Origin of the sequence: Arsukibacterium sp. UBA5043 (assembly GCA_002415085.1) — a bacterium.
Taxonomy (GTDB): Bacteria; Pseudomonadota; Gammaproteobacteria; order Enterobacterales; family Alteromonadaceae; genus Alishewanella.
Window position 1 is genome coordinate 186853 of record DIBV01000006.1, and the last position, 17615, is coordinate 204467.

Annotated in this window: 18 protein-coding genes; all 18 read left to right on the forward strand. The window is 50.2% G+C overall.

The features are described 5' to 3' along the window. Nucleotides 1-22 precede the first annotated feature (22 nt). Complete coding sequence (gene trmJ / locus B2Q61_RS07435) at nucleotides 23-799, forward strand: tRNA (cytosine(32)/uridine(32)-2'-O)-methyltransferase TrmJ (RefSeq protein ID WP_290619138.1); 777 nt, start codon at nucleotides 23-25, stop codon at nucleotides 797-799. Between the two features lie 4 nt (nucleotides 800-803). Continuing rightward, the gene (gene cysE / locus B2Q61_RS07440; protein WP_290619136.1) at nucleotides 804-1613 is read left to right on the forward strand and encodes a serine O-acetyltransferase; all 810 of its coding nucleotides are present in this window, start codon (nucleotides 804-806) and stop codon (nucleotides 1611-1613) included. 101 nt (nucleotides 1614-1714) lie between these two features. Beyond that, nucleotides 1715-2197, forward strand: a complete 483-nt coding sequence (iscR, locus tag B2Q61_RS07445; protein WP_290619134.1) for a Fe-S cluster assembly transcriptional regulator IscR — start codon at nucleotides 1715-1717, stop codon at nucleotides 2195-2197. A gap of 19 nt (nucleotides 2198-2216) precedes the next feature. After that, nucleotides 2217-3431 (forward strand): IscS subfamily cysteine desulfurase, encoded by a 1215-nt coding sequence (locus tag B2Q61_RS07450; protein ID WP_290619130.1) that lies wholly within the window; start codon nucleotides 2217-2219, stop codon nucleotides 3429-3431. 30 nt (nucleotides 3432-3461) lie between these two features. Beyond that, entirely contained in the window at nucleotides 3462-3845 is a 384-nt protein-coding gene (gene iscU / locus B2Q61_RS07455) for a Fe-S cluster assembly scaffold IscU (protein WP_290619127.1), read from the forward strand. 6 nt (nucleotides 3846-3851) lie between these two features. Continuing rightward, a complete protein-coding gene (iscA, locus tag B2Q61_RS07460; protein ID WP_290619125.1) occupies nucleotides 3852-4175 on the forward strand; it encodes an iron-sulfur cluster assembly protein IscA in 324 nt (107 codons plus the stop codon). 30 nt (nucleotides 4176-4205) lie between these two features. Next, nucleotides 4206-4730: a co-chaperone HscB gene (hscB, locus tag B2Q61_RS07465; protein ID WP_290619123.1), complete on the forward strand. Its 525-nt coding sequence runs from the start codon at nucleotides 4206-4208 to the stop codon at nucleotides 4728-4730. Nucleotides 4731-4738: 8 nt separating this feature from the next. Beyond that, the gene (gene hscA / locus B2Q61_RS07470; protein ID WP_290619121.1) at nucleotides 4739-6595 is read left to right on the forward strand and encodes a Fe-S protein assembly chaperone HscA; all 1857 of its coding nucleotides are present in this window, start codon (nucleotides 4739-4741) and stop codon (nucleotides 6593-6595) included. A 2-nt stretch (nucleotides 6596-6597) separates the two neighbouring features. Continuing rightward, entirely contained in the window at nucleotides 6598-6936 is a 339-nt protein-coding gene (fdx, locus tag B2Q61_RS07475; protein ID WP_290619119.1) for an ISC system 2Fe-2S type ferredoxin, read from the forward strand. 91 nt (nucleotides 6937-7027) lie between these two features. Beyond that, on the forward strand, nucleotides 7028-7459 hold the full coding sequence (gene ndk / locus B2Q61_RS07480; RefSeq protein ID WP_290613379.1) for a nucleoside-diphosphate kinase: 432 nt from the start codon (nucleotides 7028-7030) through the stop codon (nucleotides 7457-7459). 127 nt (nucleotides 7460-7586) lie between these two features. After that, nucleotides 7587-8714, forward strand: coding sequence for a bifunctional tRNA (adenosine(37)-C2)-methyltransferase TrmG/ribosomal RNA large subunit methyltransferase RlmN (locus B2Q61_RS07485; RefSeq protein ID WP_290619117.1), 1128 nt, complete (start codon nucleotides 7587-7589; stop codon nucleotides 8712-8714). 21 nt (nucleotides 8715-8735) lie between these two features. Next, entirely contained in the window at nucleotides 8736-10781 is a 2046-nt protein-coding gene (pilW, locus tag B2Q61_RS07490; protein WP_290619115.1) for a type IV pilus biogenesis/stability protein PilW, read from the forward strand. Then, nucleotides 10778-11668: a RodZ domain-containing protein gene (locus B2Q61_RS07495; protein WP_290619112.1), complete on the forward strand. Its 891-nt coding sequence runs from the start codon at nucleotides 10778-10780 to the stop codon at nucleotides 11666-11668. The genes pilW and B2Q61_RS07495 overlap by 4 nt, the downstream gene beginning before the upstream one ends. Before the next feature lie 2 nt (nucleotides 11669-11670). Continuing rightward, nucleotides 11671-12783, forward strand: coding sequence for a flavodoxin-dependent (E)-4-hydroxy-3-methylbut-2-enyl-diphosphate synthase (ispG, locus tag B2Q61_RS07500; RefSeq protein ID WP_290619109.1), 1113 nt, complete (start codon nucleotides 11671-11673; stop codon nucleotides 12781-12783). Between the two features lie 76 nt (nucleotides 12784-12859). Next, nucleotides 12860-14134 (forward strand): histidine--tRNA ligase, encoded by a 1275-nt coding sequence (gene hisS, locus B2Q61_RS07505; RefSeq protein ID WP_290619107.1) that lies wholly within the window; start codon nucleotides 12860-12862, stop codon nucleotides 14132-14134. 98 nt (nucleotides 14135-14232) lie between these two features. Then, on the forward strand, nucleotides 14233-14862 hold the full coding sequence (locus tag B2Q61_RS07510; RefSeq protein WP_290619105.1) for a YfgM family protein: 630 nt from the start codon (nucleotides 14233-14235) through the stop codon (nucleotides 14860-14862). Between the two features lie 12 nt (nucleotides 14863-14874). Beyond that, on the forward strand, nucleotides 14875-16050 hold the full coding sequence (bamB, locus tag B2Q61_RS07515) for an outer membrane protein assembly factor BamB (protein ID WP_290619103.1): 1176 nt from the start codon (nucleotides 14875-14877) through the stop codon (nucleotides 16048-16050). Nucleotides 16051-16122: 72 nt separating this feature from the next. Continuing rightward, on the forward strand, nucleotides 16123-17607 hold the full coding sequence (gene der, locus B2Q61_RS07520; protein WP_290619101.1) for a ribosome biogenesis GTPase Der: 1485 nt from the start codon (nucleotides 16123-16125) through the stop codon (nucleotides 17605-17607). Nucleotides 17608-17615 lie beyond the last annotated feature (8 nt).

A 17615-nucleotide genomic window follows, 5' to 3' on the forward strand; every position in this document is an offset into this window, starting at 1 on the left:
AAGCCTTATCGGGTTTTCTGTTATGGACAGTTTCTCTGTGGACAGTAATGTGGCGTCTGCCTTAGACAATATAAAAGTGGTGCTGGTAGGAACGACTCATACCGGCAACATTGGCTCGGTGGCCCGGGCAATGAAAACCATGGGGCTGTCACAGTTATGTCTGGTGGCGCCAAAAACTGCGCCTGATGGCCAGGCTTACGCCCTGGCAGCCGGGGCCAGTGATATTCTGGCCAGTGCCACTACTTTTGATTCTCTGGCTGAAGCCGTGGCTGATTGTGCCCTGGTGGTGGGCAGTAGTGCCCGCTCCCGCACCTTAAGCTGGCCAATGCTGGAACCCAGAGAATGTGCGCAGTTAGCCGTCGCTCAAAGTAAGCAACCAGTGGCGGTGGTATTTGGCCGTGAATCCAGTGGCCTGAGTAATGAAGAGCTGCAGCTTTGTAATTATCATGTCTGTATTGCAGCTAACCCACAATACAGCTCGCTCAACCTGGCTATGGCAGTACAAATCGTGTGCTATGAGTTACGAATGGCCTATCTGGAACATCAATCAGTCTCTCCCGATACCGAGCTGACGGCTTATCCAAGTTCAGCGCAAATGGAAAATTTTTACCAGCATCTTGAAGTTGCCCTGCAACATACCGGTTTTATTATTAAGCAGCACCCAGGTGTGGTGATGACCAAATTAAAGCGGTTGTTTAACCGGGCGCGGCCAGAAGAGGCTGAGTACAATATTCTGCGGGGTATACTGACTTCGATGCAGCGTCTGGAAAAGCTTGATAGCAATACTCATAAGGAGTAAGGCGATGTTCACGGGTATCAGAGAAGATATAAAAAGTGTGTTTGACCGTGATCCGGCTGCACGTAGTACCTTTGAGGTACTAACTAATTATCCGGGGTTGCATGCCATTTGGTGGCACCGGCTTAATCACAAGCTGTGGCGGGCAAACATTAAATGGCTGGCACGCTTTTTAAGTACGATTGCCCGCTGGCTAACCGGGGTGGAAATTCATCCGGGCGCGAAAATCGGCCGGCGCTTTTTTATTGACCATGGCATGGGCGTGGTGATTGGTGAAACGGCGGAAATTGGTGATGACTGCACCCTGTATCATGGGGTAACGCTGGGCGGTACAAGTTGGAATCCGGGTAAGCGCCATCCTACTCTGGCCAATGGCGTGGTAATTGGTGCAGGAGCCAAAGTGCTGGGGCCCTTGATGGTTGGAGAGAACGCCCGCATCGGCTCAAATGCTGTTGTGGTTCGCGATGTGCCAGCGGGGGCCACTGTGGTGGGTATTCCGGGACGCATCGTTGCTAAAGTAGCGGCAGAAGTGAGCGAGCAGCGCCAGCATCTGGCAAAGAAATTTGGCTTTGATGCCTATGCGGTTTCCGCTGAGAACCCTGACCCGGTTGCCAGTGCAATTGGCACCTTGCTGGATCATATTCATTTGTTAGACAATAAAGTGGCTGAGTTATGTAACAGCGTCAATAGTCTGGGGGGCAATGTCTGTGCTGAAATGCCCGAGCTGGATTTACCCGAAGAAGACTTTAAGCGGGCCGAACTGCAGGCTGCAGAACAACGACGCAAAGAAGTTGAAGCGTTTGATCCCGGTATTTAGTGGCGCCGTGACAGTGAATACCTGACCAGCTTACTAGGATATATACTTGACTAAAACAGTCAGGATTGTACAATAGCTGCCATGAAGTCAGGGAGCTTGATATGAGATTAACCTCTAAAGGTCGCTATGCGGTTACTGCCATGCTTGATGTAGCATTGCATGCAGGGCAGGGTCCGGTGCCGCTGGCCGATATTTCTGAGCGGCAGGGTATTTCTTTATCTTATCTTGAACAATTATTCGCTCGCTTGCGTAAACAGGGTTTAGTCAGCAGTGTGCGTGGTCCGGGCGGCGGTTACCAGCTGGGGCTGGCGCCTGAATCGATTTCTATTTCTGCAGTAATTGCGGCAGTAGACGAATCAGTGGATGCCACACGCTGTCAGGGAAAATCTGATTGCCAGAGCGGTGCAAAATGCCTGACGCACACTTTGTGGCATGATTTAAGTCACCGGATAGAAGACTTTCTGACCAATATCAGCCTGGCGGCACTAGTTAGCCAGCAAGACGTGCAAACAATTGCACAGCGGCAGAACAGTCGCAATGTTAAAAATCCTGCAACTGACATTAAAGTCAGTTGCCAGCTGTAAGCGCAATACGGAGCCAACAATGAAGCTACCTATTTATCTGGATTATGCGGCAACCACCCCGGTTGACCCGCGTGTGGCCGAAAAAATGATGCAGTACCTGACGATGGATGGCGAGTTTGGTAACCCGGCGTCACGTTCTCACCGGTTTGGCTGGCAAGCGGAAGAGTCTGTGGAAATTGCCCGCAGCCAGATAGCTGAGCTGGTCAATGCTGACCCGCGGGAAATCGTGTTTACTTCTGGCGCAACCGAATCAAACAACCTGGCAATTAAAGGGGCAGCCCAGTTTTACAAGAAAAAGGGCAAGCATTTAATTACCGCTAAAACTGAACACAAAGCCGTGCTGGATACCATGCGTCAGCTTGAACGTGAAGGTTTTGAAGTTACGTATCTGGATGTGGAAAGTAACGGCCTGGTTGATCTTGTCAAATTAGAAGCGGCAATGCGTCCGGAAACTTCAGTGGTAAGTATTATGTTTGTGAATAACGAAATTGGCGTTATTCAGGATATAGCGGCCATTGGTGAATTATGTCGCAGTAAAGGCATTGTTTTTCATGTCGATGCTGCGCAGGCAACCGGTAAAGTGGATATCGATCTGCAAAACCTGAAGGTCGACTTAATGTCGTTTTCCGGCCACAAAACCTATGGTCCGAAAGGCATAGGTGCATTGTATGTGCGGCGTAAACCGCGTATCCGCTTAGAAGCGCAAACTCACGGTGGTGGTCATGAGCGCGGCATGCGTTCAGGCACCCTGGCGCCGCATCAAATCGCGGCCATGGGCGAAGCATTCCGGTTAGCCAAAGAAGAAATGGCCGCCGAGCGCGAACGTATCACTACGTTGCGTGATCGCTTGTGGGATGGCATTAAAGATATCGAACAAGTTTATTTAAATGGGGACAGCGCGCCAAGAGTGCCGGGCATCACCAATATCAGCTTTAACTTTGTTGAAGGTGAATCACTGATCATGGCATTGAAGGATATTGCGGTGTCATCAGGCTCGGCCTGTACGTCTGCCAGTTTAGAGCCTTCTTATGTGCTAAGGGCACTGGGTTTAAATGATGAACTGGCCCATAGTTCTATCCGGTTCAGTATTGGTCGGTTTACTACTGAAGCGCAAATTGACCATACCATTAAGATTGTCCATCAGGCGATTGATAAACTACGTGAAATGTCACCGTTATGGGATATGTTCAAAGACGGTATTGATTTAAACACAGTGGCATGGGTAGCGCATTAAGTGCAATCCGGCCCAACGAGGTAACAGATCATGGCTTACAGCAATAAAGTAATCGATCATTATGAAAATCCACGTAATGTGGGTTCTTTTGCCAAAGATGACCCAAGCATCGCAACCGGCATGGTTGGCGCGCCGGCCTGTGGTGACGTAATGAAACTGCAAATCAAAGTGAATGAGCTGGGTATTATTGAAGATGCCAAGTTCAAAACTTATGGCTGTGGCAGCGCTATTGCCTCCAGCTCACTGGTAACAGAGTGGGTTAAAGGCAAAAGCCTGGATGAAGCGCAACAGATTAAAAATACCGATATTGCCCACGAGCTGGCATTGCCACCGGTGAAAATTCACTGCTCTATTCTGGCGGAAGATGCCATTAAAGCAGCGATTGCCGATTACAAGCAAAAGCGCGGGGGTTAAAGCAGTATGGCAATATCGATGACCACAGCGGCAGCTGAAAGAGTGCGTAACTTTCTGCAAAATCGCGGTAAAGGTCTGGGCTTGCGGGTTGGGGTAAAAACCACTGGCTGCTCCGGCCTGGCCTATGTGCTGGAGTTTGTCGATGCGCTGAACGATGATGATCAGGTATTTGAAGAGCACGGCCTGAAACTGATTGTCGACGGCAAAAGCCTGGTGTACATCGATGGCACCCAGCTGGATTTTGTGAAAGAGGGCCTGAATGAAGGCTTTCAGTTTAAAAACCCAAATGTTAACGGCGAATGTGGCTGCGGCGAAAGCTTTACCGTTTAATTACTCTGACTGCTGTAGGGCCAATATTGCATGAATTATTTTCAGTTATTTGATTTGCCGGCGACCTTCGAGCTGGACTTAACTGAATTGGGTTCACGTTATTTGGCACTACAGCGCAAATTTCACCCCGATAAGTACGCGGCCGCCTCCAATCGTGACCGCTTAATGTCGGTTCAGCAAACTGCCAATATAAACGATGCCTACCATAGCCTGAAACAACCGCTGCTGCGGGCTGAACATCTGCTGGCGCTTCGTGGTTTAAAGATAAGTCATGAGCAGCGCAGTTTTACCGACCCGGTGTTTTTAATGCAGCAGATGGAGTTGCGGGAACAGTTGGAGGAAATCAGCAGCAGTGCTGATCCGGATAGCGCTATTATGGCGGTAGAGCAGCAATTGCAGCAGCAACGCAAAGTTCTGCTAAAGCAGCTGGCAGCAACCTTGGATGCCAACACAGCTGAGCAAAACCAGCAGGCAGCGGAACTGGTGCGTAAACTCAAATTTTTCTTTAAACTACAGCATGAGCTGGAGTTAATCGAACAGCAATTACAAGACTAAATTAAGCTATGGCGTTATTACAGATTGCAGAGCCCGGCCAGAGTGCCGCGCCCCATCACCATAAACTGGCAGCCGGTATCGATTTAGGTACTACCAATTCTTTAGTTGCCACGGTACGCAGCGGCCAGGCCAGCACCCTTAGTAATGTGGCAGGCAACGATATGATTCCCTCAGTTGTCCGTTACGGTCCGGATAGAACTGACGTTGGCCAACAGGCCGTTGCTGCAGCAGCAGCAGACGCCAGCAATACTATATTCTCGATTAAACGACTGATGGGTAAAGGTTATGCCGAAACCCTGCCCTTGGCGGAGTTGTTGCCTTATCAGTTAATCGATCAGGGTGGACTGGCTGCAGTGGCCACCCGCGATGGGGTAAAAAACCCGGTTGAAGTTTCAGCAGAAATTCTGGCTACACTGGCCGACACCGCCAGCCAGGTGCTGGGAGGGGAATTGAATGGCGTGGTGATTACCGTGCCAGCCTATTTTGATGATGCCCAGCGCCAGGCCACTAAAGATGCCGCTAAACTAGCCGGTCTTAATGTTCTCAGATTATTAAATGAGCCAACCGCGGCGGCACTGGCTTATGGCCTGGATTCCGGCCAGGAAGGGATTATTGCCGTTTACGATTTAGGTGGCGGCACCTTTGATATTTCTATCTTGCGGTTAAAGCGCGGTGTATTTGAAGTATTGGCTACCGGTGGTGATTCGGCACTCGGTGGTGATGACTTTGACCAGGCTATTGTTGGTTGGTTGCAGCAAAAAAGTGGCCAGCAGCAGTTGAGCCATACCGCCAGGCGCCAGTATTTGACTGTCGCCCGCAAGTTAAAAGAACAGCTGACAGACAGCCCGAATGCAGATTATGCCTTTAGCGCTGATGAACAGCAGGTATCAGGCACGCTTAGCCGCGGTGAATTTGAGCAGCTGGCTGGCCCGATGATTAAGAAGACCATCCGCAGTTGCCGTCAGGTGCTGCGCGATGCCGGGTTAACCCCGGACGAAGTGGCAAACGTAGTGATGGTAGGTGGGTCTACCCGGGTACCACTGGTACGCACTGAGGTGGGGCAATTTTTTGCTACTAAGCCGTTAACCTCAATCGACCCGGATAAAGTAGTGGCGCTGGGCGCGGCAATTCAGGCCAATGTGCTGGTGGGTAATAAAGCCGAACACGAGACCTTGCTGCTGGATGTAATCCCCTTATCGCTGGGGCTGGAAACCATGGGAGGCCTGACCGAAAAAGTGATACCACGCAATACCGTGATCCCGGTTAGCCGTGCTCAGGAATTTACCACCTTTAAAGACGGTCAGACTGCGATGGCGATTCACGTGTTGCAGGGCGAGCGTGAGTTGGTTGAAGACTGTCGCTCACTGGCGCGTTTTGAATTACGTGGTATTCCTCCTATGCCAGCGGGTGGCGCGCATATCCGGGTAACCTTTCAGGTTGATGCCGACGGCTTGCTCAGCGTCAGCGCAGAAGAGAAGTCAACCGGCGTTGCTGCAGGTATTCAGGTTAAGCCCTCTTATGGTTTAACGGATGAACAGGTAGCCGGAATGATCAGCGGTTCAATGCAGCATGCCCGGCAGGACATGCAACGGCGACTGCTGCGTGAACAACAGGTAGAAGCTGACCGGGTGCTTGAAGCCGTTACTGCCGCAGTACAACATGACGGTGCCCTGCTTGACGCTGACGAATTAGCCGACATTAATGCAGCGCTGGCAACATTAGCCGAAGTGCGGCAGCAAGACGATACGGCAGCGATAAAAGCTGCCATTGAACATACCAATACTTTAACAGATGACTTTGCTGCCAGGCGCATGGATAAATCAATCCGGCAGGCCTTGCAGGGCCATAAAGTCGACGAGGTTTAATCATGCCCAAGATAGTATTTTTACCCCATGCGGAATTATGCCCCAAAGGTGCCGCACTGGATGCCAGTGTTGGCGACACTGTGCTGGATGTCGCATTAAAAAATGGCATTGCTATCGAGCATGCCTGTGAAAAATCCTGTGCCTGCACCACTTGTCATGTCATCGTTCGCGAAGGCTTTTTTTCGCTGAATGAAAGCGATGAGCTGGAAGATGATATGCTGGATAAAGCCTGGGGCTTGGAACCCGAATCACGCCTCGGTTGCCAGGCCAGGATTGCAGACGAAGATTTGGTGGTCGAGATCCCGAAATATACCGTCAATATGGTAAGTGAAGGTCACTAAGGCGAAATAGTTGGCACGGTATGTTTTTTCCGGTAATTAGCGTATAATTTGCCGCCTTAAAATTTTAAACCTTTAATTACAGGAGCCTGACATGGCCTTAGAACGTACTTTTTCAATCGTTAAACCAGATGCCGTAGCGAAGAACCTGATCGGTGCTATTTATCACCGTTTTGAGTCTGCCGGCCTTAAGATTGTGGCTTCTAAAATGCTACACTTAAGCCAGGAACAAGCGGAAGGCTTCTATGGCGAGCACAAAGAGCGTCCATTTTTTAAAGCACTGGTTAGCTTTATGACATCGGGTCCGGTAATGGTTCAGGTGCTGGAAGGCGAAGACGCTGTACGCAAAAACCGCGAAATCATGGGTGCAACTAACCCGAAAGATGCCTTAGCTGGTACTTTACGCGCTGATTATGCTGACAGCATTGATGAAAATGCAGTACACGGTTCTGACGCAGCAGCATCTGCGGCCCGTGAAATTGCTTTCTTCTTCACCGAAGCTGAGCTGTGCAGCCGTACCCGTTAATATTGGGTAAGTGTTAGCTGTATTGGCTGAAGGAAAAGGGGCGTCAGCCCCTTTTCTGTCTTAGCAAGATATAGATTTTAATAGTTAAAGTGAGTTATTGATAGGTGTCAGCAGGAGTTATCAGGGTATGAACAAGCCGGTAAACCAGGTAAATTTGTTAGATTTTACCCGTGCTCAAATGCAGGAGTTTTTTGTGGCCCTGGGTGAGAAACCATTTCGGGCCGATCAGGTGATGAAATGGATTTACCACTATTGCGTTGATGACTTCGACAAAATGACCAATATCAATAAAACATTGCGCGATAAATTAAAAACGCTGGCCGTGATCGCTGCACCTGTGGTGGTGACCCGGCAAGACAGCACCGATGGCACCATTAAGTTTGTGATGGGTTTAGCCGGTGGCCAGGAAGTGGAAACTGTCTGGATCCCGGAAAAAGACCGCCGCACACTTTGTGTGTCATCGCAGGTTGGTTGTGCGCTGGATTGTACTTTTTGCTCGACCGCCCAACAGGGTTTTAACCGTAATCTAAGTGTCAGTGAAATTATCGGCCAGGTATGGCGGGTAGCGCAGATTATTGGCAGTTACGGCGATACCGGCGAAAAACCGGTTACTAACGTCGTGATGATGGGCATGGGCGAGCCACTGTTAAACCTGAACAACGTGGTACCGGCGATGGAGCTGATGCTGGAAGATTACGGCTTTGGTTTGTCGAAGCGTCGGGTTACCTTAAGTACTTCCGGAGTAGTGCCTGCACTGGATTTATTGCGTGAGCGAATTGATGTGGCGCTGGCCATTTCATTGCATGCACCGAATAATGCCTTGCGCGATGAGCTGGTGCCGGTGAATAAAAAATATCCGATGGAGCAGTTTTTAGCGGCCTCACGTCGTTATGTCGAGAACTCTAAAGCCAATGACAAGGTCACAGTAGAGTATGTTATGCTCGACGGTATCAACGATAGCATGGAACAGGCGCATGAGTTAGCGCAGGCATTGCAAGATACGCCGGCAAAGATTAATCTGATCCCCTTTAATCCGTATCCTGGCTCGCCTTATAAAAGATCCAGCAACTCGCGGATTGACCGTTTTAACAAGGTGTTACAACAACACGGTTTTACTGTTATGGTACGGAAAACCCGGGGCGATGATATCGACGCAGCCTGTGGCCAGTTGGTAGGTGATGTGATTGATCGAACCAAAAGACTGATAAAGAAGCAGCAGAAAGGCCAGAGCATTCTGGTTAAAATGCTGCCGTAACCCAAGGGATGACCAGTGGTAATGCAGAAATTTTCGGTAGGGCTCGCACTCTGTGTGTCGTTAACCCTGACGGCGTGTGTGTCAGAAAGCAGCTATGTCGGTTCTGACCGCCAGGTTGGTGAGCGAAGCCTTGATAATAGTGAAGCTGCCCGCACCCGAATTTCTCTGGGTTTAAATTATTTACGTCGTGGTGATACCACACAGGCTAAATACAATTTAGAACGGGCCAAAGCCTTCGCACCAGATTTGCCTGAAGTTTACAACGCACTGGCTTTTTATTACCAGAGCGTAGGGGAACATATTCAGGCTGAAGACGCCTACAAAAAAGCGCTCGACAAAGACAGTAATAATGCTGATGCCTACAACAATTATGGTGCATTTTTGTGCCAGATTGGTAAGTACCAGGAAGCAGAAGAATTGCTGCTTAAAGCAATTTCCCGGCCGGGTTATATCCGGGTGGCAGAGAGCTATGAAAATCTGGCACTGTGTCAGTTAGATCAGCAAGGCTACAGTAAAGCTAAAACCTTTCTGGAATCGTCAGTGTCTCATAATGGCACCAGGATCAGCTCGTTGATTAATCTGGCTGCCGTAAATTATGCCATGGGCGACAACGTCGGCGCGAAAGCATCGCTGCAACGGATTCAGCGGTTGGGCAGGGTATCTGCGCGCAGCACGCTGCTTAATTATCTGGTGGCAGAAAAGCAGGGCGACGTTAGCACCATGAAGCATGCTGAACAACTACTCCTGACGTTGTATATTGATACCCCTGAAGCCCGTTTATTATTGCAGCAACGTCTACTGGAAAGTGAGTTTGAACAGCTGCGCGAGCAATATAAACTTAGCTTAATGGCAAACATCGTGCTACCCGATAATGCTGCCGTAGCGGTAGCGCCAACTGACCCTGTTGCCAACCCCAGGCTTAGAGTAGTCAGGCGTAAAACGTCAGAGTCCGCTGCTGACGATGCTGAACAAAACCTGACGTCTGCACAAAAAAAAATCAATAGCCCTGCCTCCTCCTCCGGCACAGCAATGCCAAGCCCGCAAACTGAGCAGGCCTCCACAGCAGCCCGTTCAGTGAGTAGCCAGGCAATAGCCGGCGTCCTGGCAACCAGCCAGCCGACTGCTGACGACGAAGCGGCGCTGGAAGCACTGTCCGCGCAACAACGTGCAGACCAGCAAGCCGCCGAGACCGCAAGGCAACTGGCAACAAAACAGGCAGCAGAGCAACAGGCAAAAGCTGACGAATTAGCTGCGAGGCAATTAGCTGAACAACAGCGAGCTGAGCAATTAGCAGCAGAGCAACTAGCTACTGATAAATTGGCTGCCGAGCAACGGGAAACCGATAATCAGGCTGCTGGCGACATTGCCGCTAACCAACCGGCAGAGCAGCCGGCGGAGCAACAGCCTCAGCCACCAGCGCCTGAGCAACTGACAGCAGATCAGGGCCAGCAGCAAACAACCGGACAAGCTGAGCAGGATAGCGCCAGCCAGCTGGTGTTAGCAGCAACACCACCGGTGACCCTGCCGGTTGAAACGGTATTAGCTGAACCGGCTGCAGCCACCGTTGCTGCATCGGCAGGATCAACCGCTTCAGCAGCAGACATTGCAGCAGCCGAGGTTGAAGCAGAAAAGCTTGAAGCAGAAAGTACAGCTGTGACAGAGGTCAGCCCTGCGGAGCCGGCGGCAGAATTTCATATCGTTCAGGAAGGCGAGTCACTGTATGCCATTTCTGTGGCGCATAATATCAGGCTGGCCAGATTAATGGAGTGGAACCAGCTGACTCCTGAATCCGTTATTAAAACCGGCCAGCGGGTCTGGCTGGCTGAAGTGGACGATGAGCAGTTGCAGCAACAGCAAACGGTTGCCAGGCTGGCAGAGTTCAGTGAACCTGTTGATGCTTCAGAGCCTTACCATCAGGTTGCCGCAGGCGAAACCATGTTTGGAATTTCGTACCGGTATAATATTCGCCTGGAACGTTTTATGACCTGGAACAACCTGACTGAACAAAGCAAGTTACAGGTTGGTCAGCAGGTGCTTGTTATCGACCCGGCCAATATTGAACCATGAGTACGCCAGACATTCCAGCGACAACAGCACTGACGGCTGGTCAGTTATTACGCCAGGCCCGTGAACAACGTAAACTCAGCGTTGCTGATGTAGCTCTGCAACTGAATTTGCGGGTTAATCTGGTACAACAAATTGAGACAGATCAACTCGACAGTACGATGCTGGTTACCTTTGTTCGTGGTTATCTGCGGGCTTACGCCCGGCTGGTTAAGTTACCCGAGCAACAAGTATTGTTGGCCTTTGAGCAGCAAAATGGGGGCAGCGCAGATCCGGCAAAACCAATGCGTACTTTTTCAAATCGTGCTGAACTCCAGGCCACCGAAAACCGCTTTATGTGGGTTACCTATGCCATGGGATTTATTTTAGTATTAATGCTGGTGTTGTGGTGGTGGCAAACCGCTGGTCCTGTCGCTGAAAATACTCCCGGCCAGCCTGCTACAATGCAGCAAACCAGCTTGGAAACAATTGACAACACAATCGTCTCTGCGACGGATCAAAGTACCGCAGCGGCCAATAGCAGTGCTGAGTTAACAGACCTGGGCCAGGAAGCTGATGTTACAGTTGCTACCCCTGATCTGGCTGATGACAACGCGGTTGACGCCAATCCGGAGCCCGTCAGTACGGCCACTGTGGATGCACAGGCAGATGTGATTACGATGGCGTTCAGCGATAATTGCTGGATTGACGTACTGGATGCCGAAGGTAATCGTATCGCCTATGGCACTAAAGAGGCAGGATATACGATGACCGTGACTGGAAAGGCACCCTTCGTAGTAACACTGGGTAACCCCAGCGTGGTGCAGATTACCCTAAACAATAAACCTTTTGATATGTCATCGCTGCCTGCCGGCAGAGTGGCAAAATTCACCCTGGCGGAATCTGATTAATCATGTTTGCTGACAATCCTATTACCCGACGTCTTAGCACCCAAATTCACGTAGGTACCGTCCCTATTGGTGGCGACGCCCCTATTGCTGTGCAGTCGATGACTAATACCCGAACCACTGATGTCGAGGCTACCCTGGCGCAAATTCGGGCAATCGCGGCTGCCGGTGCCGATTTGGTGCGGGTCTCGGTGCCAACCATGGAAGCGGCAGAAGCGTTTAAGCTGATAAAACAGCAGGCGCCTGTCCCGCTGGTCGCTGATATTCATTTTGACTACCGCATTGCTTTAAAAGTAGCGGAGTACGGCGCTGACTGTCTGCGGATAAACCCGGGTAATATCGGCAAGGAAGATCGGATCCGGGCTGTAGTGGACAGTGCCCGGGATCATAATATCCCGATCCGGATCGGCGTCAATGGTGGTTCGTTAGAGGCCGATATTCAGGAGAAATATACCGAACCCTGCCCGGAAGCATTGCTGGAGTCGGCGATGCGGCATGTTGATATTCTGGACCGGCTTAATTTCGATCAATTTAAAGTGAGTGTAAAAGCCTCAGATGTGTTTCTGGCGGTTGGAGCATACCGTTTACTGGCCAAGCAAATTAAGCAACCTCTGCATTTAGGTATTACCGAGGCCGGCGGCGCCAGAGCAGGTGCGGTTAAATCAGCAATTGGTCTAGGTATGCTGCTGGCAGAGGGCATTGGTGATACGTTACGGATCTCATTGGCCGCCGACCCGGTGGAAGAGGTTAAAGTGGCGTTTGATATTTTAAAATCACTGCGTATTCGCCAGCGCGGTATCAATTTTATTGCCTGCCCCAGCTGCTCCCGTCAGGAATTCGACGTTATTAAAACCATGAACGAGCTGGAGCAGCGGCTGGAAGATATTGTCGAACCTTTAACAGTGTCAGTAATTGGCTGCGTGGTGAATGGGCCTGGCGAAGCATTAATTTCAGATTTAGGTGTAGCCGGTGCTAACCGCAAAAGTGGTTTTTATTTAAATGGTCAGCGCCAGAAACTGCGGCTTGACAATAACAACATCGCTGAACAGTTGGAGCAGCAGGTACGGCAGTATCTGGTTGCTCGCGAGCAGCTGATAGGCATTAAACAACTGGATTAACACGGATGCGGTTTGGTGTTTTCAATAACACCTCTTATAATCGCCCGGTTTTAAGCATGGCAGTGAGAATTTAACTTTGGCAAAAAATATTCAGGCAATACGCGGCATGAACGATTGTCTGCCACAGGATACGCCGTTGTGGCAGCATCTGGAGCAGGTATTACGCAGCACAGTGGCTAGTTTTGGCTACAGTGAGATCCGTTTTCCTATCGTTGAAATGACGGAGTTATTTAAACGCTCTATCGGTGAAGTTACTGATATTGTTGAAAAAGAGATGTACACCTTTGAAGATCGTAATGGCGACAGTCTGACATTACGGCCGGAAGGTACCGCCTGTTGTGTCAGAGCCGGTAACGAACATGGCTTGTTATATAATCAGGAACAACGTTTGTGGTATATGGGACCGATGTTCCGGCACGAACGACCACAAAAAGGCCGCTATCGTCAGTTCCATCAGTTTGGTCTGGAAGCCTTTGGTATTGCCAGCAGTGATATTGATGCTGAAGTTATTATGCTAACCGCCAATTTATGGCAGCAGCTGGGGCTGGCACCCTATGTCAGTTTACAACTGAATTCCCTGGGCTCAAATGAGGCCCGGGCTGTTTACCGCGACGCATTGGTAGCGTATCTGGAACAGCACAAGTCGCAGTTAGACGAAGACAGTCTGCGCCGGATGCACAGCAATCCACTAAGGGTGCTCGATACAAAGAACCCGGCACTGGCAGAGGTGGTAGCAAACGCTCCGCAGCTAAGTGATTATTTAGACGAAGACTCAGCGGATCACTTCAGGCAGTTAAAGCGTCGGCTTGATGCGGCCGGGATTGCTTATACTATCAACCCCACCCTGGTGCGCGGTCTCGATTATTACAATAAAACGGTATTTGAGTGGGTAACTACCGAGCTGGGTGCTCAGGGCACGGTGTGTGCCGGTGGTCGTTATGATGGCCTGGTAGAGCAATTGGGTGGTAAAGCCACACCGGCAGTGGGCTTTGCGCTTGGCATGGAGCGGCTGGTGTTATTGCTGCAAACCCTGCAGCTGGCCAGCGTGCCTGAGACCACAGCTGATATTTATATTATGCCTATGGGTGAGGCAGCGGAACTTGCTGCCATTGCGATTGCCCAACAGCTGCGTAGCGAGTTGGCGACAAAACGTGTTATCTTGCACTGTGGTGGTGGCAACCTGAAAAAACAAATGAAACGAGCCGATAAATCGGGTGCCGAACTGGCGTTGATTGTTGGTGATGATGAGCTGGCGCGCGGTGAAATAACGTTAAAATGGCTACGCCAGGATAAGCCACAGCAAACGCTGGCGTTGGCAGCGCTGTCAAAGTTACTGGCAGCAGCGATTTAAATAAAGATAAACAGATTGGACTATCACTGGCAGGCTGATAATCTTCCGGCACTGGTAGTGGCAAAGCAGATTAGACAGGATATTACGGAGTAGTAAAATTGGAAATTTACAGTAGCGAAGAACAACAGGTTGAAGCCATTAAACGCTTTTGGAATGATTACGGTAAAGCCATTCTCGGTGGGGTAGTCATTGGTTTGGCCGGGCTGTATGGCTGGCGCTATTTTCAGGCTGAACAGCGCGAGCAGGCCGAGCAGGTATCAGCTCAGTACAGCCAGCTATTGGAACAACAGCAAGCTGAAGGCAGCGACTGGCTGAGCAGTGCTAAAGGATTTATTGATGGGCAGAGTGATACCAGTTATGCGGTATTCGCTGCGTTACTGGCGGCGCGTGAAGCCATTGAACAACAACAACTGGCAACGGCGGCAGAGCACTTAAATTGGGTGATAAGTAACGCCAAAGATACACCAGTACAGGCGATTGCCCAGCTGCGGCTGGCCCGGGTGCAGCGCGAACAGGGTAATTATTCTGACGCCCTGGCCACGTTAGCCATGCCAGTGCCAGCCAGCTTTGAAACTCAGCAGGCAGAGCTGAAAGGCGACGTACTCCAGTTAACCGGTGAATTGGCTCAGGCTAAAGCGGCTTATCAGCAGGCGCTGGCCACAAGTGAACAAACCCGGCCGTTATTGCAGGTAAAACTGGATGAATTGGCCCATATTACAGCCAGTTAACAAGGGGTAGGCGTGAAATTATTCGGAAAAATAACCGTGGTTGCAATAGTAACCCTTATCTTAAGTGCTTGCTCCAGTAAGGAAAAGCTGGTGCTGCCAGAGGTGCAAAACAGCATCAAACCACAAAAAGTCTGGCAAGATAAAGTTGGTAAAGGCGTCGGCCACTACGAATCAGGACTAAAACCGGTAATTGTTGACGATACCGTTTACGCTGCCAGTCGCAACGGTATTGTGGTCGCAAAAAACCTGAGCAATGGCCGTACCTTGTGGAGTTTTGATTTACGCACTGAAGGCTCAAGCTCTTTGTTGTCGCGTTTTAGCAGCGATACCGCGCGGATTGCCGGTGGCGTTGCTTTTAATAACAATATGTTGTACCTGGGTACCGAAGATGGTGAAGTATTTGCGTTAAATGCCCAAGACGGTCAGTTGTTATGGCGGGTGGCAGTAAAAGGTGAAGTATTAACCAGTCCGGCTGTTGGTGAAGGCTTGGTTGTGGTGGCGACTACCGCAGGTAATCTGGTTGCGTTAGACCCGGCAACGGGCGAGCAACGCTGGATATTTGAAGACGAGCAACCAGCACTAACTATCCGCGGGCTGAGTGAGCCTGTAATTGAATCTGGTGGTGTATTGTATGGCAGTGGCACCGGCCGGGTAGGGGTGTTAATTGCTGAACGCGGTTATCAGGCCTGGGAAGAAGTTATCGCTTCGCCACAAGGTAGCACTGACTTATCGCGACTGGTTGACGTTGACGCAAAACCGATAGTGGTTGCCGGCACCGTGTACACCATTGCCTATAACGGTGAGTTAGTGGCGTTGGAACTGCGCAGTGGCCGTCAGTTGTGGAAACGGGATTATGCCAGCTTTCGTAATATGGCTGTGGCCGGCACGGTTTTGTATCTGGTAGATTCGACTGGTGGCATCTACGCCGTTGACCGGCGTAATGGCAGTGAACTGTGGGGTCAGCAAGGCTTACAGCGGCATTTTTTAACCGGCCCAACTGTTTATAAAGATTATCTGGTGGTGGGTGACAACAAAGGTAACCTGCATTGGCTGAATCGGGAAACCGGTGATTTTGTTGCCCGGCAAAGTATGGATGGCTCAGGTTTTTACAACCAGCCAGTAGCAAACGAAGACTATATATTAGTGACAAGCCGCAATGGTGAGCTAGTCTTATTACAAGTACCTTAACAGGTACTCTAGGCATATAACTGAAGGAACAGGCCTGAATGGGCCTGTTTTCTTATTTCTGAGGTTGACTGAATGTTACCTGTAGTGGCCCTGGTGGGGCGCGCCAATGTTGGCAAATCCACGTTGTTTAATCGTTTAACCCGCACCCGTGACGCTCTGGTTGCAGATTTTCCGGGGTTAACCCGGGATCGTAAGTACGGCTCAGTCAATTTTGAGGGCCTGGAGTTTATTGTCGTAGATACCGGCGGTATTGATGGCCATGAGCAAGGCATTGAAGTGGAAATGGCTGAGCAGTCATTAAAAGCTATCGACGAAGCTGATGTCGTGCTATTTATGGTAGATGCCCGGGCTGGCGCTACCGTGGGAGATGGTGCGATTGCTGATCATATTCGCCGCCTGGAAAAACCGGTGTTTCTGGTAGCCAATAAAACCGATGGTCTGGATGCGGATACCGCGGTAGCGGATTTCTACAGTCTGGGTATTGGCGAAGTATACCCGATAGCCGCGGCCCATGGCCGTGGTGTGTCATCTTTATTAAACCATGCGTTATTACCGTTTCTGGCTGACAGCATCAAATCAGGAGCTGACAGTGACCCGGAGGCCGAAGCTGGCCCGGCGCTGGAAACGCTTACCGAAGAGCAAGCTGATGCTGAGGCTGCCCGGCTGCGTAGCGAGCATATTAAACTGGCCATTGTCGGTCGGCCTAACGTCGGTAAATCAACCCTGACTAACCGTATTTTAGGCGAAGATCGGGTAGTAGTATTTGATATGCCCGGCACCACCCGTGACTCTGTTTTTATTCCGATGCAACGTAACGAGCGTAACTATACGTTAATTGATACTGCCGGCGTACGTCGTCGTGGCAAAATTGATGACATGGTAGAAAAGTTTTCGGTGATCAAAACCTTGCAGGCAATAGAAGAGGCCAATGTGGTATTGCTGGTACTGGATGCCCAGCAAGGGATCTCTGATCAGGATTTAAGTATTCTGGGTTTTGCGCTCAATGCCGGCCGATCCTTGGTTATTGCCGTCAATAAATGGGATGGCCTGAACGACAGCATTAAAGATGAAGTTAAGCGGGAGCTGGATCGTCGCTTAGGTTTTATTGATTTTGCCCGTTTGCATTTTATCTCGGCATTGCATGGCTCTGGTGTTGGTAACCTATTTGAGTCGGTAGAAGAAGCATTCGACTCTGCCACCAAACGAGTGAGTACATCGCTACTTACCCGCATCATGAAGATGGCGCAGGAAGATCACCAGCCACCGATGGTGCATGGCCGCAGGGTTAAACTAAAGTATGCCCATGCCGGTGGTTATAACCCCCCCATTATTGTTATTCATGGTAATCAGGTAAAAGACCTGCCGGATTCTTATAAGCGCTATTTAATGAATTACTATCGTAAAGCGCTGCAAATGATGGGTACGCCGGTACGGGTTGAATTCCGGGAAGGAGAAAACCCCTTTACCCCAACTAAGAAAAATACCGAGACGGCGCTACAAAAATACAAGCGTGAGCGTTTAATGAAGGCGCGTCAGAAAGTGGCTAAAAAAGATTAACAGCAAGG